The sequence below is a fragment of the Bifidobacterium sp. wkB344 genome (assembly GCF_003688305.1).
GTDB lineage: Bacteria > Actinomycetota > Actinomycetes > Actinomycetales > Bifidobacteriaceae > Bombiscardovia > Bombiscardovia mizhiensis.
The window spans coordinates 205,832-224,133 of the sequence record NZ_NPOQ01000009.1; the positions used below are offsets into that span (position 1 = coordinate 205,832).

At 59.5% G+C, this 18,302-nt stretch carries 16 protein-coding genes; 10 read left to right on the forward strand and 6 right to left on the reverse strand.

What is annotated here, in order from left to right:
- Positions 1 to 6: 6 nt before the first annotated feature.
- Together CI601_RS02415 and CI601_RS02420 are read left to right on the forward strand one after the other, a co-directional pair.
- Positions 7 to 759, forward strand: a complete 753-nt coding sequence (locus tag CI601_RS02415; protein ID WP_121914158.1) for a pseudouridine synthase — start codon at positions 7 to 9, stop codon at positions 757 to 759.
- Positions 760 to 869: 110 nt separating this feature from the next.
- Positions 870 to 2,972, forward strand: a complete 2,103-nt coding sequence (locus tag CI601_RS02420; RefSeq protein WP_121914159.1) for a beta-galactosidase — start codon at positions 870 to 872, stop codon at positions 2,970 to 2,972.
- Here CI601_RS02420 and CI601_RS02425 read toward each other — a convergent pair.
- A complete protein-coding gene (locus CI601_RS02425; RefSeq protein ID WP_121914160.1) occupies positions 2,929 to 3,726 on the reverse strand; it encodes a type III pantothenate kinase in 798 nt (265 codons plus the stop codon). The two genes, CI601_RS02420 and CI601_RS02425, sit on opposite strands and share 44 nt — an antisense overlap.
- A 145-nt stretch (positions 3,727 to 3,871) precedes the next feature.
- On the opposite strand from CI601_RS02425, the gene CI601_RS02430 reads away from it, so the two are divergent.
- The 7 genes from CI601_RS02430 to CI601_RS02460 all read left to right on the forward strand — a co-directional run bounded on the left by CI601_RS02430 (position 3,872) and on the right by CI601_RS02460 (position 11,781).
- Positions 3,872 to 5,518, forward strand: a complete 1,647-nt coding sequence (locus CI601_RS02430; RefSeq protein WP_121914161.1) for an ABC transporter substrate-binding protein — start codon at positions 3,872 to 3,874, stop codon at positions 5,516 to 5,518.
- 2 nt (positions 5,519 to 5,520) lie between these two features.
- Complete coding sequence (locus CI601_RS02435) at positions 5,521 to 6,498, forward strand: ABC transporter permease (protein WP_121914162.1); 978 nt, start codon at positions 5,521 to 5,523, stop codon at positions 6,496 to 6,498.
- Between the two features lie 98 nt (positions 6,499 to 6,596).
- Positions 6,597 to 7,532 carry an ABC transporter permease gene (locus tag CI601_RS02440; protein WP_024626664.1) on the forward strand — a complete coding sequence of 312 codons (936 nt, stop codon included), beginning with the start codon at positions 6,597 to 6,599 and terminating at the stop codon, positions 7,530 to 7,532.
- Positions 7,533 to 7,534: 2 nt separating this feature from the next.
- Positions 7,535 to 8,329 (forward strand): ABC transporter ATP-binding protein, encoded by a 795-nt coding sequence (locus tag CI601_RS02445; RefSeq protein WP_024626663.1) that lies wholly within the window; start codon positions 7,535 to 7,537, stop codon positions 8,327 to 8,329.
- Positions 8,316 to 9,137 (forward strand): ABC transporter ATP-binding protein, encoded by an 822-nt coding sequence (locus CI601_RS02450; RefSeq protein ID WP_029675987.1) that lies wholly within the window; start codon positions 8,316 to 8,318, stop codon positions 9,135 to 9,137. Before CI601_RS02445 ends, CI601_RS02450 begins: the two co-directional genes overlap by 14 nt.
- 79 nt (positions 9,138 to 9,216) lie before the next feature.
- Positions 9,217 to 11,220 (forward strand): RecQ family ATP-dependent DNA helicase, encoded by a 2,004-nt coding sequence (locus CI601_RS02455; RefSeq protein ID WP_024626661.1) that lies wholly within the window; start codon positions 9,217 to 9,219, stop codon positions 11,218 to 11,220.
- A gap of 78 nt (positions 11,221 to 11,298) precedes the next feature.
- Complete coding sequence (locus CI601_RS02460; protein ID WP_024626660.1) at positions 11,299 to 11,781, forward strand: S-ribosylhomocysteine lyase; 483 nt, start codon at positions 11,299 to 11,301, stop codon at positions 11,779 to 11,781.
- Between the two features lie 79 nt (positions 11,782 to 11,860).
- Here CI601_RS02460 and CI601_RS02465 read toward each other — a convergent pair whose 3' ends face one another.
- The 5 genes from CI601_RS02465 to CI601_RS02485 all read right to left on the reverse strand — a co-directional run bounded on the left by CI601_RS02465 (position 11,861) and on the right by CI601_RS02485 (position 16,995).
- Positions 11,861 to 12,760 carry a dihydrodipicolinate synthase family protein gene (locus tag CI601_RS02465; RefSeq protein ID WP_024626659.1) on the reverse strand — a complete coding sequence of 300 codons (900 nt, stop codon included), beginning with the start codon at positions 12,758 to 12,760 and terminating at the stop codon, positions 11,861 to 11,863.
- A 2-nt stretch (positions 12,761 to 12,762) separates the two neighbouring features.
- Positions 12,763 to 13,560 (reverse strand): amidohydrolase, encoded by a 798-nt coding sequence (locus CI601_RS02470; protein ID WP_024626658.1) that lies wholly within the window; start codon positions 13,558 to 13,560, stop codon positions 12,763 to 12,765.
- 1 nt (position 13,561) lies between these two features.
- A complete protein-coding gene (locus CI601_RS02475; RefSeq protein ID WP_029675985.1) occupies positions 13,562 to 14,830 on the reverse strand; it encodes an MFS transporter in 1,269 nt (422 codons plus the stop codon).
- Between the two features lie 8 nt (positions 14,831 to 14,838).
- Positions 14,839 to 15,630 (reverse strand): SDR family oxidoreductase, encoded by a 792-nt coding sequence (locus CI601_RS02480; protein WP_024626656.1) that lies wholly within the window; start codon positions 15,628 to 15,630, stop codon positions 14,839 to 14,841.
- 81 nt (positions 15,631 to 15,711) lie between these two features.
- Positions 15,712 to 16,995: an enolase C-terminal domain-like protein gene (locus CI601_RS02485; RefSeq protein WP_024626655.1), complete on the reverse strand. Its 1,284-nt coding sequence runs from the start codon at positions 16,993 to 16,995 to the stop codon at positions 15,712 to 15,714.
- Between the two features lie 150 nt (positions 16,996 to 17,145).
- Between CI601_RS02485 and CI601_RS02490 the strand changes: the two genes are divergently transcribed.
- Positions 17,146 to 18,201, forward strand: coding sequence for a LacI family DNA-binding transcriptional regulator (locus tag CI601_RS02490; RefSeq protein WP_051354076.1), 1,056 nt, complete (start codon positions 17,146 to 17,148; stop codon positions 18,199 to 18,201).
- Positions 18,202 to 18,302 lie beyond the last annotated feature (101 nt).

Below are 18,302 nucleotides of genomic sequence, written 5' to 3' on the forward strand. Positions count from 1 at the left end.
GATCCCATGGCTGTCGGGTCCGGGCAGCGGGGGCACCGGATGGTCCTTGAGGAGCCGCGGATCCCCTTCGAACCCCGAATCATATACGAGGACCAGCGCATCATCGTGGTCGATAAGCCCCATTTTCTGGCCACTATGCCTCGAGGGATGTGGTACGCCAGTACTGTGCTGATCCGAATGCGCCGACTCTACGGGGAGCCCGACATCATCCCTGCCCACCGGCTTGATAGGGCCACGGCAGGCGTGCTGGTTCTGGTGCGAGATCCGTCTGCCAGGCGGGCCTATCAGATGCTCTTCCAGGAGCATCGCGTGCGCAAGATCTACCAGTGTCTGGCGCCGGTACGACCCATAGCTCGCCCGCGGACCGGCACCGTGCGACACCTGGATCCGCCCCGGGTCTTCCCGCTAGAGCGCCGCTCCAGGGTGATCAAACGCCGAGGGGTTCTCCAGGCCTGGGAAGAGCGCGGGCCGGTCAATGCCGTTACTCGAGTCGAGCTGACGGCGGGCCATGGATGTCTGGCCACCTACACCCTCTACCCGAAGACCGGCAAGACCCACCAGCTACGTGTGCACATGAATGCTCTGGGTCTGCCCATAGTGGGCGACGACCTGTACCCACGAATCCAGACCCGGGCCTATGACGACTTCTCCCGACCACTGCAATTGGTGGCCCGTCGCTTGGAATTCACCGACCCCTTCACCGGGGGTAGGCGCGCCTTCGTCTCTTCCGTTCCCTTGGATCCTCAAGGCGAGGCCTAAACAGTCAGCCTGGTGGGACATAATGGTCAGGGGATCCCGGAGCCGCGGGACGACGTGGACGCGGCAGGTATCCCCGTCCGAGGTTTGAGACGGACCAGGAGGTTCTACCCATGAGCAAACCGACACGGCGGCCCTATCGATGGCCCAAGCATCTCAAGGGTCAGCAGTCCCTCTGGTACGGCTGCGACTACAACCCCGATCAGTGGCCTGAGGATACATGGGATGAGGACATCAGGCTGATGACCAAGGCAGGGGTCAACGTGGTGGCCTTGGCGGTCTTCTCCTGGTCGCGCATAGAGCCCAGCCAGGGTGTTTTCGACTTTGACTGGCTGGATCGGATTATTGACAAGCTTGGTCGGGCCGGCATCGGGGTCAACCTGGCATCGGCCACGGCTTCGCCGCCGCTCTGGCTGACCCAGGCCCATCCTGAGGTTCTGCTCAGGGACGAGCGAGGCGACACGGTTTGGCCCGGGGCCCGGCAGCATTGGCGGCCTACCTCGCCGATCTTCCGGTCCTACGCCTTGAAACTCTGCCGGGCCATGGCCGAGCACTACCGGGACAACCCCTATCTGGTGGCCTGGCATGTGGGCAATGAGTATGGCTGTCACAATCGCTTCGACTATTCCGACGATGCCATGCGGGCCTTCCAGCGCTGGTGCCGCCGCCGTTACAAGGACATCGATGCCGTCAATCGCGCCTGGGGTACGGACTTCTGGTCACAGAGGTTGAGCGATTTCTCGCAGATTCTGCCGCCGCGTTTCATCGGCCAGGGGAATTTCCAGAATCCGGGCCGCATGCTGGACTTTGAGCGGTTCAGCTCTGACGCCCTCAAGGATTTCTACATGGCCGAGCGCGATACCTTGGCTGAGATCACCCCGGATATACCTTTGACCACCAACTTCATGGTCAGTGCCGGCGGATTCGCCCTGGACTACGACGACTGGGGCAACCAGGTGGACTTTGTGGCCAACGACCACTATGTGACCCCGGGCAGGGATCATCTGGAAGAGCTGGCCTATTCCTCCAGCCTGGTGGATGCCATCGCCCGTAGGCGCCCCTGGTGGCTTATGGAGCAGGCCACTTCGGCGGTCAACTGGCGGCCGGTCAACCCCCGTAAGGAGCCCGGACAGCTGGAGCGCGACTCCCTGGCCCACCTGGCACTCGGGGCTGATGCCATCTGCTACTTCCAGTGGAGGCAGTCCCGGGCTGGGGCGGAAAAGTTCCACTCGGCCATGCTGCCTCATGCAGGCGAAGACACGGCAGTCTTCCGCGACGTCTGCCAGCTGGGAGGGGACCTGCAGGGCCTCTCGCAGGCTGGCTTGGCTGGTACCACGCTGGCCAAGGCCCCGGTGGCCCTGGTCTTCGACTATGCAAGCCAGTGGGCCAGCTCCCACGCAGCCTCACCCAGCGACCGGGTCGAGCATGGCCAGGAGCCGCCGGTCTGGTACCGGGCCTTCCTTGACAACGCCATCCGACCTGATGTTCTCCCAGTCAGGGCTGACTGGGAGGAGTACCCGCTGGTGGTCCTGCCAGCCCTCTATCTGATTAACGCTGTCCTCTCCAAGCGGCTGCACAAGTATGTGCATGGTGGAGGGCGGCTGATCGTCACCTGGGGCAGCGGCATCGCCGACGAGCAGGACCGCGTCTGGACCGGCGGCTATCCAGGGCCGCTTCGGGACCTGCTGGGTCTGTCGGTCGAGGAGTTCGCACCCATGGCTCCCGGTGTGCCCGGTCTGCTGGACCATCTGGATCTGACCAATGGGGTTACGGCGCACGATTGGGCCGATGTCATCGGTCACCTGGATAAGGACACTGACGTCCTGGCAAGCTACCGGTCGGATCCCTGGACAGGGATGGATGGCATGCCAGCCATGACCGTCCACGACTGGGGTCATGGTAAGGCCGCCTACCTGGGTTGCCGTCTGGATGCCCAGGATCTGGCCAAGGTCCTTCCTTCCCTGCTGGAGGCGCTGGATATCGCCGATATGAGGTCGGCCCATGGAGACCCTGATCTGTTGAGAATTGAGCGAGTCAGCAAGGATGATCGGACGCGCTTCGTCTTTCTGTTCAACCGGACCAGGCATCCGGTTCAGGTTCAGCTGGAGGGCCAGATCCTGGTGGGTTCACTGGCCGGCATTGACGGGGATGGCAAGCAGGCCAGTCTGCAGGTCAATGGCGCGTTGGTGCAGCGTGTGGTCGGCCATCGGCATTGAGCTGGTGAATCCTGTACATGCCAGCGAAGATCAACTCGGGATCGTAGACCTCGATCAGATCGGTGTCTTCTGAGAAGGTACGGCCCATGCCGCCCGTGGCCACCACGTGGAAGTCCCGGCCTATCTCGCTGCGGTACTGGCGGATGATCCGCTCCAGGCCGCCGAGGAAGTTGTAATAGAGTCCGGCCTGCATGGCCGTCTTGGTGCCCGTTGCCATGATGGTCTGAGGACGGGTGATCTCCACCTGGGGCAGCTGGGCGGTCTGACCGGCAAGGGCCTGGGCACCCGAACGGATACCTGGCACGATCAGGCCTGAGCGAATAGCGCCCCTGTCATCAACATAGTTGAAGGTAGTGGCCGTGCCGAAGTCGATGACCAATACCGGACCTCCGTAGCGGTGGAAGGCGCCCACGCAGTCTGCCAGGCAGTCGGCGCCCAAGGAGCGCGGGTCATCCAGACGGATGTTCATGCCTGTCTTCACGCCGGGGCCCACCACCATGGGGTCGATGGAAAAGAAGCGGATCAAGCAAGACCTGACGGCGTGCATGACCGCAGGAGCCACCGAAGAGATGATGGCGTCCTGCACATCCGCAGTCTTGTAGCCGGCCAGGGCCATGAGCTGCCCCAGCAGAAGCCCGAACTCATCGGCCGTGTGATCGATCCTTGTGGTCAGCCTGTAGGAGGCGGCAACCTGGTCGCCCTCCATGAATCCGACCTCGATGTTGGTGTTGCCGATGTCGATGGCCAGCAGCATGTCTCTTCCTCCCTGCCGTCGTCCGGGCGCGTGGCGCTTTCCGAATCCATCCTAAGCGCATAAGCCTGTGTGATGGCTTCGGGGAGTATGCTGGTGGGCGGTGATCGACCAGAATGGCGGTCAACCACAGCATAAGGATTCGTCAATGAACGCAGATCGACACGGCACGCATGCCCATGACAGCGTGACCGCAGCAGATACAGACGTGGCCCAGGAGTCAGGCCCCAGCACTGACTCTGAACTCAACGCCAGGATCAGACCCATGAGGTCGGGCGGCAACACCCTGCCCTGGAAGCTGCTCAGTCTCCTGCTGGCACTGGCTTTGGCCCTCTCCTTGTGGACCGGGCATCGTGGAGCCGCTGGTCAGGCCGAGGGCGGGAGCGTGGCGGATACGGTCACGGTGGGCCTCAAGCTGGCTCCCACCAATCTGGACATCCGCAACCAGTCGGGTACGGCGCTGGATCAGCTTCTGATCGGCAATGTCTATCAGGGTCTGGTGTCACGAGATTCTAGGAATCGGGTGCGCCCAGGGCTGGCAAAAACCTGGAATGTCTCCGAGGACGGCCTGGTCTACACCTTCCACCTGCATGAGGGCATCCGCTTCTCCAACGGCCATGCTCTTCGGGCCCAGGACGTGGTCGACTCCATTCGCGGGCTTATGGCAGGTCACTATCAGGGCAGCGAGATGCTGGAGGGCTTCCAGGGTGTGGAGGCCACGGATCCGCTGACGGTGCGCCTGACGTTGTCCAGACCCTACCAGGATCTGCTCTGGCAACTGAGCGGGCGGGCCGGTCTGGTCCTTGACCGACGAGCTCATTACGACATGAAGACCCAGGCTGTGGGATCCGGCCCATACTTGTTGGAAAGCTTCAGGCCAAACGACTCGGTAACGCTCAAGGCCGATCCACACTACTGGGGCAGTGACAAGCCTAAGACGCCAACCATCGTCATCCGTTACCTCAATGATGACAACGCCGCCGTCAACGCCCTGCGTAGCGGGGATGTGCAGGTGCTGGCTCCGGTCACCGAGAACCTGGCCAGCCCCTTCCGCAAGAGCCCCGACTTCCAGGTCAAGGCGGGCGACGATACCGACAAGTACGTCTTGGCCATGAACGGCAAGGGTGGCGCCACATCCGATCCACGGGTGCGTCAGGCCATCCGCCATGCCATCGACCATCGGCAGCTGATCGCCTCCCGGGGAGGATCGGACAGGGCTCTGGGCGGCCCCATACCCTCTCTGGATCCCGGCTATCAGGATCTGACCGGGCTCTACCCCCACGATCCGGAGCAGGCGCGGCGGCTTCTGGCCCAGGCCGGGTACGGTCCCGAACACCGGCTCAAGCTGCGACTGACCTATGCCAACACCTATGGCAGCGAACTGGGCGATCAGCTGCGCTCGCAGCTGCGTCAGGTGGGCATCGACCTGGATGTGCGGGTGGTGGAATTTTCAGTCTGGCTCCAGGATGTGCATGCTAACAAGGACTACGACCTGTCTCTGGTGGATCATGGCGAGAGCCATGACTTCCACCAGTGGGCCAACCCCGGCTACTACTACAACTATGACAATCGTCAGGTCCAGGAGCTTTACCGTCAGGCCATGGTCACGACCTCCGCTGATGACTCCAACAGGCTCCTAGCCCAGGCCGCCCGAATCGTCAGCAAGGACGCAGCGGCGGACTGGCTCTTCAACTACCGGGTGACCACGGCCTGGCGGAAGGGGTTGGAGGGCTTCCCGGTCGATCTCAACCAGTCCCTCATGCCCTTGTCCGATGTGACCTACAGGCGGGGGTGACCATGGCCAGATTCTTGATGCGGCGGCTGGTGCTCTTCATCTTGGCGCTGATGGGCATTTCGCTGCTCATCTTCCTGGCCTTGCGCATTCTGCCCGGTGACGTGGCCGCCGTCATGGCCGGGCTGGATGCCGCGCCCGAACGCGTCGGGCGGCTGCGTCGGCAGATGGGCCTGGACCGCTCCTACCCAAGGCAGTATCTGGATTGGATCAGCGACTTTCTGCAAGGGGATCTGGGCAGGTCCATTCTGACCAACCGTTCCATTGCTTCTCAGGTAGGTGTCCGAGCCCAGATCACCTTTCCGCTGATTCTTTTGGGACTGGGCGTGGCTCTGCTGCTGGGCATTCCCCTGGGCTGTGCGGCCGCTCTGGCTCGCTCGCCACGAATGCAGTCATTCAGCCACATGGTAGCCATCGTGGGCGGATCAGTACCGGCCCTCTGGTCAGGACTGCTGCTGATCATGCTCTTCGCCAAGGGCAGCGGCCTGATTGGTCTGTTGCCCTCTCAGGGCTTTCCTGCACTCGGCTGGGCTCAGCCGGGTCAGGCCTTGGCGGCATTGATTCTGCCCGCGCTGTCCACCGGCATCATCGTGGGTGCCGGCATCATGCGGTACACCCGCTCCTTGTTGGGCGACATGCTCTCTTCGGGGTATGTGGACATGGGCATGGCCTGCGGGATGACCCGGACCCAGGCTGCTCTGCGCATCGGTCTGCGGCTGGCTTCCCCCCAGCTGGTTTCGGTGATTGGACTGACCATGGCCGAGATGATCACCGGGGTCATGGTCAGCGAGAACCTGTTCGCCCTGCCGGGACTGGGCTCCATGCTGATCACCGATGTGGGCAACCGGGATCTTCCGGCCGTTCAATCCGAGCTCCTTTTGCTGGCGGCCTTCTTCCTCTTCCTGGGACTGCTGGTGGACGTTATTCATAGGCTGATCGATCCGCGTTTTCGAGGTGCGGCCAGACAGGAGGTGGCTGCCTGATGAGTTGGGAACACGCAGACAGGCCCCACCTGGGATTGAGAGCCACATTCCCCGGCCAACTGGGATTCTTCGGACGGGTGCGGGTGGTGCTGGCCAGCATGTGGTGCAAGGCCTCGGGGCGTTACTCGATGACTGTTCTGGCCATATGGATCCTGGTCTCCCTGGTCTCCAGGTTCTGGACCCCGGTTCCGATTTGGGTCACTGACGGGTACCGGATCTGGCAGGCCCCCAGCCGCGCCCATCTGCTGGGAACGGATGGCACCGGGGCAGACATTCTTTCCTGGCTGATGGCGGGATCGGCCACCAACCTGGCCATCAGCCTTCTGGCGGTCCTCCTATCAGGCGTATTGGGGCTCCTTCTGGTCATGGCCATGGTCTCGCGTCGTTCCGGGGTATCGCAAACGGTCGTAGTCCTGGTCGATGCCCTGATTTCCCTGCCTACAGTTCTGCTGGCCCTGATCCTGGCTGTCCCCCTGGGCCCCAGCATCGCCGTGGTCGTCGTGGCCTGTGGGTTCGGTTATGGACTCAACCTGGCCCGGATCGTACGGCCCCAAGCGCTCCTGGCGGCAGAGTCGGACTATGTGCGATCCGCCCGACACAGCGGGGTCGGATCCTTCAGAATCTTCTGCACCCATCTGGTGCCTAATGTCATTCCTGTCCTGTGCGTACAGCTTTCCATGTCGGCGGGGACCTCCGTGCTGGCTGAGGCAGGGTTGACCTACTTGGGGGTGGGTGTTCCCTCCGGTCTGCCCTCCTGGGGGCACTCACTGACCACCTCGGTCAAGTTCATCAATGTCTTTCCACTTACTGTGCTCTGGCCTGGCCTGGTGGTCACCATGGTGGTGGTTGCTCTGAACCTGTTCGGTGACGCCCTGCGTGATGCCATCGATCCGGTTACCAACCCCAGGCTCAGGGCTGCCGTAGCTGCCGCCGGACGGTCCACTCTTCAATCTGCGCGTCAGGAAACGTCTGCGCAATCAGATGACTCTGGTCGTCATGTCGAGAATACGATCCATGCAGGCGAGGGAGACTAACCATGTCGCTGAATATTGACGGCCTGAGCTTGTCCATCAATGGCCGCACCATTCTCGACCAGGTGGATCTCCAGGTGAAGGATGGCCAACGGGTTGGCCTGATCGGATCCTCAGGCTCCGGAAAGTCGATGATCGCCCGCAGTGTTTTGGGCACCACACCACTGACGGCCTCCCTGTCGGGATCCATTCTGGTGGACGGGCTCCAGATTCTTGGTTCGGACGATCGGTCCCTGGCGGACCTGCGCGGTTCCCGTATGGGCATGATCTTTCAGAATCCTTCCACGGCCTTGAACCCGGTCAAGAAGATCTACAGTCAGGTTGAGCTTCCCCTCCGTCGCCACTATCGTCTGAGCGTCCAGGAACGGCGCAGACGGGTTATGGAGATATTGGCCCAGGTCGGGTTGGATGAGGGGCTGGCCGGTTCCTACCCGCATGAGCTGTCCGGGGGGCAGCAGCAGCGGGCGGCCATAGCCACGGCCCTGGTCACCAAGCCCAGACTGATTCTGGCAGACGAGCCGACCACGGCCCTGGATGCAATAACCCAGCGGCAGATTGTGGACCTGCTGGTCTCCCTGGTCGACCAGAATGGGGCCTCCCTGCTGTTCATCACCCATGATTTCTCAGTCCTGGCCCGGGTTGCCGATTACTGCTACATCCTCGACGCTGGGCGAGTGGTGGAAAGCGGACAGACGCAGAGCATTCTGCGTAGTCCATCCAGTCCGCAGGGCAGGACCCTGGTGCGGGCGGCCAGAGAGTTGACGCTGAGCACAGATGGAGGCAAGCATGAGGCTGACTGACGGTGCACATGCCGATCCGATCCTGATCGGGGAGGGCCTGACCAAGGTCTATGCCTCCACCGGCAGTGGAACGGCTCGAGAAGCTGCAGTTGACGGCATCGATGTTTCCCTCCTGCCGGGGGAGTGCCTGGCGATCATAGGGGAGTCCGGCTCGGGGAAAACCACGCTTTCCCGTCTGCTTCTGGGCCAGCTGAGGCCTAATGCCGGGCAGGTGGCATATTTGGGCAGATCAGTTCTCCATGGTTCCGCGGCAGCTAAGTCGCTTGCCCATGATTCCGCTCTGGTCTTCCAGAACCCCTTTGCTTCCCTGGATCCCCGGTGGACCATCGGTCGGTCGGTAGCCGAACCTCTGCTGGCTGTCAGGCGCAGGGAAAGCGGACAAGACCTTGCCGATCGGGTGGCCCAGGTGCTGTCAGAGGTCCAGCTTGATCCGGACAGGATCATGACGGCTTATCTCTCCGATCTTTCAGGCGGCCAGGCCCAGCGGGCGGCCATAGCCCGGGCCCTGATCGTCAAGCCTAGGATACTCTTGGCCGATGAGCCTATGAGTGCCATCGACGTTTCAGCACGCGTAGGGATTCTCCATACCCTTCAATCAATCATGGCCCAGTCCAAACAGCAGAGCGATTCGTCAAATGGTATGTCCATGATTATCATCTCCCATGATCTGGGTGTGGTCCAGCACATAGCAGACAGGGTCATGGTGCTCAGGCAGGGGAAGGTTGTGGAGGAGGGGCCGGTGAAGGCCATCCTCAATCATCCTGAGCAGTCCTATACCCGTCAGCTTCTGGCTGCTGCAACCCTGTAAGTGTTCGTTTTCCCGACGATTGACCACATGGTCGTTCGCCCACTGCTTGACTCCTGCCGTGGCAATAGACTGGGGAATCATGGTGGACATCCAGGATGCAGGGCAGGCGCTGAAGCGGTATTTCGGATATGAGTCCTTTCGCCCGGGTCAGCAGGATCTGGTCAAGGCTATCCTGAATGGGCGGGACTGCCTGGGTGTTATGCCGACCGGGGCCGGCAAATCCATTTGCTATCAGATTCCTGCCACTCTGCTGGACGGTCTGACCATCGTCATCTCTCCCTTGGTTTCCCTGATGAAGGACCAGGTGGACGGGCTGGAGGATGCAGGCATCCAGGCCTCATTCGTCAATTCCACCCAGGACATGGATGAGCAGTCCCTGGCCCTGGCTCAGGCTGCACAAGGGCGCAGCAAGATCCTCTACGTGGCTCCCGAGCGGCTGGACGCCCCCAGATTCAGGGAATTCGCCCAGCATACAAAAATTTCCCTGCTGGCTGTGGACGAAGCCCACTGCGTATCCCAATGGGGTCAGGACTTCCGCCCTGCCTACCTGGGCATCGGCGATTTCATCAGGTCCCTGCCCGACCGACCTACGGTGGCGGCCTTCACCGCTACGGCGACCGAGAAGGTTCGGCGCGACATCGTATACATGTTGGGCCTTGATGACCCTTACGTGGCGGTGACGGGTTTCGACAGGCCCAACCTCTTCTTCGACGTGATCAAGTTGGAGAGCAAATACAAGAATCGCTGGGTGGTCCAGTACGCACTGAAGCATGGCGATGATTCTGGCATCGTCTACTGCGCCACCCGCAAGGAGACTGAAGCTCTGGCTGATGACCTGACCAAGGCCGGTGTTAGTGCTGTCAGCTACCACGCTGGCATGGATGCACAGGACAGGGAGCAGGCGCAACGGGACTTCGTCAACGACAAGGTGCAGGTTGTCGTGGCCACCAATGCCTTCGGCATGGGCATCGACAAGTCCAACGTACGTTATGTCATTCATCACAATATGCCTGAGAGCATCGAAGCCTACTACCAGGAGGCCGGCAGAGCGGGACGTGACGGCGAGCCAGCCCGTTGCTCCCTGCTGTGGAACGAGAGTGACATTGTCACCCGCAGGCGCCTGCTGGACATGGACAACGGCAATGACAGACTGACTGGTGAGCAGGCTGAAGCAGTCAGGGCCGAACACCGGCGTCTGCTCAACGTCATGATCGGTTACTGTCGGACCACCGGCTGCCTTCACCAGTACATGCTGCGGTATTTCGGCGAGGAGGTGGATCAGGCTGCCGCAGGTCTTTCGCCTGCCGAGGCTGACAAGGGCAAATCCGTCCCGGTCGGGCATCCTGACACGGGCAGCGGCGGCTGCCAGAACTGTTCCAACTGTCTGAGCACTTTCACGACCATCGATGTCAGCGATGTGGCCCGTGCCATCAGCAGGTGCGTTCATGATGTGAACCAGGGATTCGGCTCCGGCAAGATCGCGCAAATTCTCCGGGGATCGCGCTCGCAGGATCTTCTTCGGCGAGGGTTGGATCGGTGCCCTAGCTATGGTGCTCTGGACCAGGTTCCAGAGGCGCGAATCCGTGACGTGCTCAACCAGATGGCCTCGGACGGGTATTTGTATATCACCGAAGGGCGGCTGCCCATGGTCCATTTCGGGCCCAAGGCCGCGCAGACGGTCAGTCCGGACTTCCATTACGAGATCAAGCGGACGGAACGCCCGCGTGCCTCGGGCAAGGTCTACGGCGGCAGGTCTTCTTCGACTGTCGACGATGACGGTCTCGATCAGGCCGCTGCTAGCGATGCCAGCCCAGAGGATGAGGAACTTTTCCAGAAGTTGCGCGATCTGCGGACCAGCATAGCCCGCAAGATTGGCAAGCCTCCCTACATTGTCTTCTCCGACAAGGCACTGCGCGATATGTGCCGTCTTCGTCCGGCTGATGATGCAACCTTCCTGGCCGTCAATGGTGTGGGGGAGCACAAGCTGGAGCAGTATGGACCCCAGTTCATGGGTGTCATCTCCGAGTTTTCGGCCAGAAGAGGGGTGGATGTGGTCAGGGGCACTGCCGAATCTGATAGGTAGGTCGGCCTACCATGAGACATACACGACTTCATCAAGGTTGCCTTTCATACCGGGCGCCCGACAGGAAAGGAAATAACAATGGCTGACAAACCTATTGTAGAGAGCTTCCAGCTGGATCACACCAAGGTCAAGGCGCCCTACGTTCGACTGATCGACGAGGAGAAGGGGCCCCAGGGAGACATCATCTCCAACTATGATCTCCGTCTGGTCCAGCCCAACCAGAACGCCATTCCAACTGCCGGGCTGCACACCATCGAGCACACCATCGCCGTGCTCCTGCGCGAGCGCATCCCCGGATACATCGACTGCTCGCCCTTCGGCTGCCGGACGGGCTTCCACCTGCTTGCCTGGGGCCGTCATTCGACCGAGGATGTGGCCAAGGCCCTGAAGGAGTCGCTGGAGTTCATCGCCGAAAAGGCCACCTGGGACGACGTGCCCGGAACCGAGATCACCTCCTGCGGCAACTATCGCGACCATTCGCTCTTCTCGGCCAAGCAGTGGAGCCGCGACATCGTGGCCGCCGGCATCAGCTCCGATCCTTTTGAGCGCAAGCTGGTCTGATCGCTGACAGGCAAACAACTGGGCCTGAGGAAGGGTATGTTCCTTTCCTCAGGCCCAGTTCGATGCAACAGACGAAAGCTCAACTACGCAATATGGTTTCGATCTGTTTCATCTGATCGTCATCAATCTGCATGGCTGGTTCGCGGATGCGCGTGCTGATGGGAAGACCCTGCAGTCGCACAGCTCCCTTGATGGCTGACACGAACAAATCCGCAGTGTCGTAAATCGCCATCAGGTGGTTGATGCGTCGTGCCTTGTCAAGCGCAGTCCGGTAATCGCCCTCTTGATAGGCCTGATGCATGGCCACGAAGGTTTCCGGCTCCACGTTGGTCAGGCCCGATAAAACACCGTTGCCTCCGCAGATGCGATTGACCATATAGTATTCGTCGAATCCGGAGAACACCGAGAACTCAGGGCTGACACGTCTGACTGCCGATACGACTCGACGTGTGTGGCTGATTGTGTCTACGGTGTCTTTGATGCCAACGATGTTTGGACATTCCTGGGCCAGTTTAGCGACCAACTCCGGGGAGCAGTCGTTGCCTGTACGAGCCGGGAAGTTGTAGAGGATCACCGGCACAGTCGAGGCGTGGGCGATGCTGGTGAAATATCGGTAAGCGGTCGGTTCCGAAGGGCCGAAATAATAGGGGCTGACAGCCACCACGGCATCGGCGCCGATTTGTCCGGCAAACTTGGTCAGATCCATAACCCGGTCCATGTCAGTGTCGCCTACTCCGACGAATACCTTCATGCGCCCCCGTATATGGTCGACGGCGAATTGCAGAGCTGAGCGCTTCTCTTGGAGATCATAAGCATAGAACTCGCCGATGCTTCCGAACAGGAGCACTCCATTAATGCCAGCCTGGATCAGATGGTCCAGATGTCGTCCCCACAGGTCGGTGTCGATGACTCCTTGATCGTCGCTGATGGTAATCGACGGGCAGAATATTCCCTCGAATTTAGCTGATGATGTGCTCATGTTCACCCTTCCACAGTAAGCATATCGGCATGGATCCCATAGGCCCTCATGGCATTGTGCTTGAAGAAGTCCTCATCAGGGCCAAAGGTATCCAGCATCAGTTGCCAGTGTTCCTGGAGTGAGGAGTGCACGGTGACGACCGGCCAGTTGGAGGCATAGAGGATCCTGTCCGGGGGAAATGTGTCCCTGACGAAGGCGACGATGTCGCGATCGACGGGCAAGTCGCCTGACACCTTGATATAACAGTGCGGCAGAGCCGCCATGGCTTGCATGGCCTTTCTAGAGGCCGGCGACAAGTCGGGCATATTGCCCAGATGGTCCATGATGACAGTCAGGGAAGGAACTTGAGAAAATGCCTGAGCCATGTCCGGTAGTTCTGCCCCCCTGTTGCATAGCTCAAAGGGCAGGCCCTTATCAGCCATGGCGCGGAGCCCAGCGATGAAGGAGGGTTCCATGCAACGGCCGCGAGGGGCAGAGTCAGTATGCAGCGGCTCTCTGATGCCCGTCGCATTGATGGGCACCCTCATATAGGGTCCTACCTGGACTCGGAGCATTCGGGCAAGAATCTTGGGGTCATTGTTCTCATAGACCAAACGGTCCTCTAATAGGGGGTCGTCCGAGTCTACTTCCACATAGACTCCGCCCAGAAATTCCACTCCCAGCTGCTCGTACTCGCTTTCCAGCTCATGAAGGGGAAAGCTCCGGTTCAGTGAGGGCATTCCGTCCAGCCACGGCAGATGTTGCCGTTCAAGATCCCACATATGGAAGTGAGCATCGATGACCTGTAGTTGTCGTGTCATGTCAGGCCCCCTGCTTAAGACCTATGCGGCACCCGCGGAAGGCATACCAGGCGATGTAGAGGAATCCGGGTACGGTCACCAGCATGGCGATTTCGATGCCCATGGCATCCTGGATGGCACCAAGCAGCAGTGGGATCAGGGCCGCTCCGACGATGCTCATAACCAGCGCTGAAGAGCCGGTCTTGGCGTCGTTGCCCCTGATGCCTTTGAGCGTCAGCGAGAAGATCGTGGGGTAGCCGATCGATATGAACAGATAGGCAACCAGGAAGCATATGACCGAGAATCGTCCCAGACCCAGGAATACCAGAAGCATCAGCACGGCTGTGATGCACATGTAGACGCCCAGTATCTTACCGGCATCGAATTTGGTCATCAACGGAGTGGTCAGGAACCGGCCAAGGGTGAACAGCAGCGACAGCAATGCCAACAGTGTGGCAGCCAGACCGGCGGTGATGCCAGCGCCCCAGTGTTTGAGAGCATAAGCGGAGAACATGGCCATGCCCGCCACCTGCAAGCCGATAAAGATGAACTCGGCTATCACGCCCAGTACGAAGTAAGGGCGTTTCAGCAGGCTTGAGGTGCCGGAGCCGTTACCAGTTTTCCCTTCCTGCTCGTCATCGCCAGGTGGTGTTGGCAGTTTGAAGACGATGAAGACAGCCAACACCAGCAGTAGAACGATGCCGATGACGATATAGATCATCCTGGTATCAGACAGGAACTTGACCTTGGCTTGCTCAAAGCCTGGCTCTTTTGGGGTCAGGGTTTTGGATAGGACTCTGCCCAAAATCAGAGGCCCCACTACGTTGCCGACACCGTTGAAGCTCTGTGCCAGATTGAGTCTGAAGGATTCGCCTTTTTCATCGCCCAGCTTAGTGACGTAGGGGTTGCAGTTGGTCTCCAGAGATGATGCTCCCAGCGCTACCACGAACATGGCGAATAGGAAGAGTCCGTAGCTGGCCATATTTGTGGCCGGCACCACGATGAATGCTCCAACCGCGAACAGTATCAGTCCGGAGATGACCCCGCCCTTGTAACCGAAGCGCTTGGAGATGATTCCGGCTGGGATGGCCATGACGAAGTAGGCTCCGTAGTAGGCCACCTGCAGCAGTGATGCCTGGGTGCTGTTCAGCTCCATGTAGTTGCTGAATGGGCTGTTGAGGGCGTTGACCAGGTTCATGGTCAATCCCCAAATGAAGAAGAGTCCGATGACCAGGGTTATGGCGACGGTTGCCTTGGACCCGCCCTTGTTTCGCGTATTTGTATTTTCCATGTCAGAGCTCAATTCAGTGCCCGGTCCAGGTGGACGTATCCGCCATCGACGAACACCCATTGGCCGGTGGTGTGTGATGCGCGATCAGAGAGCAGGAAGGTGGCGGTATTTCCGATTTCTTCGGGTGTGGTCATGCGATGCTCCAGAGGAATCTTGTCTGTGATGACCGACAGGCGTGCCTGCTGGGCCTCTTCATCGCCAAAGGTCTTGATCCAGTCAGCATAGAGCGGAGTCCAGCATTCCGAGACCACGATGGCATTCACACGTACGTCATCATGGACCAAGGCCGCAGCCCATTCTCTGGTCAGGCCCAGAACCCCGCCCTTGGCTGCTGCATAGGCGCTGGTCTTGCCCTGACCGGTCACAGCGGTTTTGGAGGTGATGTTGATGACTGATCCGTGGCTTTCCTTGAGGTAAGCACAAGAGGCGTGCATGAGTTCGTAGTAGTGGGTGAGATTGCCGTGTACGGAACGCTCGAACTCCCGCCAGTCAGTAGTTTCCAAAGCCTTGTTGTCGTTAACTCCAGCGTTGTTGACTATGCCATCGATATGGCCGAATTCCTTGTGTACCTGTTCCACAATGGGTGCTATGCCGTCGGTGTCGTTCAGATCCAAAATGAAGGTCCGGTAGGTATCGGTATAGGCCTCGATGTCTTTGCAGAACTGGTCCCTGGCTGACTCGTCACGGTCGATGACTGCGGTTATGGCACCCTCCTGGGCCAGTTGTAGAGTGATGCCCCTGCCGATGCCCTTGAAGCCGCCGGTGATGATGAATACCTTGTTCTTGAGATGCAGATCCATGAGAACTCCTTTGTCTATATGGATGGATGATTTGTTAGAGGTCCAGTGATTGGACCGGATTTTGATTGAGGTGGGCCGCTCTCACTCCTGGTGCAGGTAGCGCTGTGCGGTTTCCACGGTCATTTCGGCTCCATTGCCGGGAGCGGTCGGTGCCTGATACATGCCTTGGCTGATATGCACGGGGTTCACGAAATATTCGTGCTGGTTGTCTACGTACTCGATCATTCGGCCCTCTGTGGTGCAGGAGACGGCTGCGTAGTCGAACATGGCGAAGTGGCAGACCATCTCGCACAATCCGACCCCGCCGGCGTGGGGGCAGACTGTCTTGTGGAACTTGCGAGCCAGCAGGTATTCCAGAACTATCTCCTGGGGGCCCGCCACTCTGGTGGCGTCGATCTGCATGATGCCGAAGGCGTTAGCCTGCAGGAACTGCTTGAACATGATGCGGTTCTGCATCTGTTCTCCGGTTGCCACGGGTATGGGATTAATGGCTCTGGCAATGGTTGCGTGGCCGATGATGTCGTCGGGGCTGGTAGGCTCTTCGACCCATGCCAGGTCGAAGTCATGGAAGTGGTTGATCCAATCAATGGCTTGAGGGACATCCCAGACCTGATTGGCGTCGACGGCCAGGCGGACGTCAGGGCCGATGGCATCCCTGGCCAGTCCCAGACGGCGTATGTCATCATCGAGGTTCTGGCCTACCTTGAGCTTGATTTGCTTAAAGCCCTTTTCCTGAGTCTCTCGTTTGGCGATCTCCACCATCTTTTCGTCGCTGTAGCCAAGCCAGCCTGGTGCTGTCGAATAACCGGGGTATCCGTGCTGGCGAATGTCCTCGATGCGCTCCTTTTTGCCGGATTGCCCATCCTTGAGGATATCTATGGCTTCCTCGGGGCGCAGAGCATCGGATAGGTATCTAAAGTCCAATGTGCTGACAAGATCCTCAGGATCCATTTCAGCCAGCAGCAACCACAAAGGTTTTCTCTCCCTTTTGGCTTTCATGTCCCACAGGGCGCTCAGCAGTGCGCCAATGGCCATGTGTTCGACTCCCTTTTCGGGCCCCAACCAGCGCAGCTGTGAGTCATGGACCAATAGGTCCCAGGCCAGGCCCATGCTGTCCAGCAGACGTTCAACCTCCAGGCCACGCAGAGTCTCTCCTATGGAATCTATAGCTCTGCAAACAACATCGTTGCCTCGTCCGATGGTGAAGACCAGGCCACAACCTTTGATGCCGTCGTCAGCCGAGGTGTGTATTTCCACATAGGCGGCTGAATAGTCGGGGTCCTTGTTCATGGCATCCGACCCTGACAGGGTCAGAGAAGTGGGAAAACGAAAGTCATACGTTTTCACCGCAGTGATAGTACTCATCGTGGCTCCTTTGCCAATCTTGTGAACGTATACCTCAGTATAGGCGTAGAAATAGAAATTTGAAAATTAGAGATGTAAAAATTCTAAATCCGACATGGATGCTTTTGGTGCTTCGTTGGTTACGATTGGTGGGTAATGGAAAGGACGCACATGGCCAGACAGGAACCAGGCAATCCCCACGTTGGCGCCATAGCCGAGCAGCTCGGCATCTCTGCTTCGACCGTCTCCAAGGTGATCAACGGTCGACCGGGCGTGGCGGCAAAAACCCGTCGAAGGGTCGAAAAAGCTTTGGCAGACGAGGGCTATGCGCATCCGCTTGTCAGCACGAAAATTGCTCAGACAATTGAGCTGGTTGTGGATTATATTGCCAACAATGGCACCATCGAGATGATACGTTATGCCTCGAAATGGGCCTTGGATGCCGGTCTGGCTTTGACGGTGACACAGACTGATCACCAGCGACGTGCTGAGGAATGTCTGAGGGGGATCATTGATCGTAACCCGCTGGGGGTGATCACCCAGATGTCCTCCATAGACCAGGAGGGCAAGAATGTGCTCAAAGCAAGAGGCATTCCCCTGGTGGCGGTCGATCCGGTGGATTTGGTCAGCGACGAGGATATGAGCATAACGCTAGACAATTGGACTGGAGGATACCAAGCGGCCAAATGCCTTCTTGATGCTGGGCACCGGAGCATTGGCGTTATCGCCGGACCGGCGAATGTGCAATCCGCGCAAGCCAGACTGGCTGGATACCGGGCAGCATTAGCAGCCATTGGTGCCAGCCTGCCGTCGAGCATGGTTCAGCAGGGGGACTATTTGCCTGACAGGGGATACCAAGCCGCCTGCGATCTGCTGGACCGCGATCAGCGTCCGACTGCGATTCTGGCCTGCAACGACTTGACAGCTGTCAATATCTATAGGGCGGCTCGCGAACGTGGGCTGGAGCCCGGGCAGGATCTGTCCGTGGTCGGATTCGACAACGTCTATCCGTCCTCTTATCTGATGCCTGCCCTTACCACGGTGGACCAGCCATTTGATCTGATGGCCAGGATGGCGGTGGGAATGATCCTCGATGCGCGCCAGGGTAAGGAGTTCCAGCGGCATGTGGTCATGCCAACCCGTCTGGTCAGTCGGCATAGCGTGGTCAACCTGACCCGTGCCCGTCGTCTGCGCTCGGAAGGCCGGGTTCAGGAGAGCGCAGAATAGCCCAAACTATTCCCCGATTCGCTCAATGCGTACTCACTTCGTGACTGCCTGCTGATGGATACACTCGTACTTCGGCAATCGCGGGGGCGGGTTTCGTCCCT

Excerpts from the sequence above, each read along its gene's own strand:
- CI601_RS02415 (WP_121914158.1), top strand. The coding sequence starts at position 7 with ATGGCTGTCGGGTCCGGGCAGCGGGGGCACCGGATGGTCCTTGAGGAG.
- CI601_RS02420 (WP_121914159.1), top strand. The coding sequence starts at position 870 with ATGAGCAAACCGACACGGCGGCCCTATCGATGGCCCAAGCATCTCAAG.
- CI601_RS02425 (WP_121914160.1), bottom strand. The coding sequence starts at position 3,726 with ATGCTGCTGGCCATCGACATCGGCAACACCAACATCGAGGTCGGATTC.
- CI601_RS02430 (WP_121914161.1), top strand. The coding sequence starts at position 3,872 with ATGAACGCAGATCGACACGGCACGCATGCCCATGACAGCGTGACCGCA.
- CI601_RS02435 (WP_121914162.1), top strand. The coding sequence starts at position 5,521 with ATGGCCAGATTCTTGATGCGGCGGCTGGTGCTCTTCATCTTGGCGCTG.
- CI601_RS02440 (WP_024626664.1), top strand. The coding sequence starts at position 6,597 with ATGTGGTGCAAGGCCTCGGGGCGTTACTCGATGACTGTTCTGGCCATA.
- CI601_RS02445 (WP_024626663.1), top strand. The coding sequence starts at position 7,535 with ATGTCGCTGAATATTGACGGCCTGAGCTTGTCCATCAATGGCCGCACC.
- CI601_RS02450 (WP_029675987.1), top strand. The coding sequence starts at position 8,316 with ATGAGGCTGACTGACGGTGCACATGCCGATCCGATCCTGATCGGGGAG.
- CI601_RS02455 (WP_024626661.1), top strand. The coding sequence starts at position 9,217 with ATGGTGGACATCCAGGATGCAGGGCAGGCGCTGAAGCGGTATTTCGGA.
- CI601_RS02460 (WP_024626660.1), top strand. The coding sequence starts at position 11,299 with ATGGCTGACAAACCTATTGTAGAGAGCTTCCAGCTGGATCACACCAAG.
- CI601_RS02465 (WP_024626659.1), bottom strand. The coding sequence starts at position 12,760 with ATGAGCACATCATCAGCTAAATTCGAGGGAATATTCTGCCCGTCGATT.
- CI601_RS02470 (WP_024626658.1), bottom strand. The coding sequence starts at position 13,560 with ATGACACGACAACTACAGGTCATCGATGCTCACTTCCATATGTGGGAT.
- CI601_RS02475 (WP_029675985.1), bottom strand. The coding sequence starts at position 14,830 with ATGGAAAATACAAATACGCGAAACAAGGGCGGGTCCAAGGCAACCGTC.
- CI601_RS02480 (WP_024626656.1), bottom strand. The coding sequence starts at position 15,630 with ATGGATCTGCATCTCAAGAACAAGGTATTCATCATCACCGGCGGCTTC.
- CI601_RS02485 (WP_024626655.1), bottom strand. The coding sequence starts at position 16,995 with ATGAGTACTATCACTGCGGTGAAAACGTATGACTTTCGTTTTCCCACT.
- CI601_RS02490 (WP_051354076.1), top strand. The coding sequence starts at position 17,146 with ATGGCCAGACAGGAACCAGGCAATCCCCACGTTGGCGCCATAGCCGAG.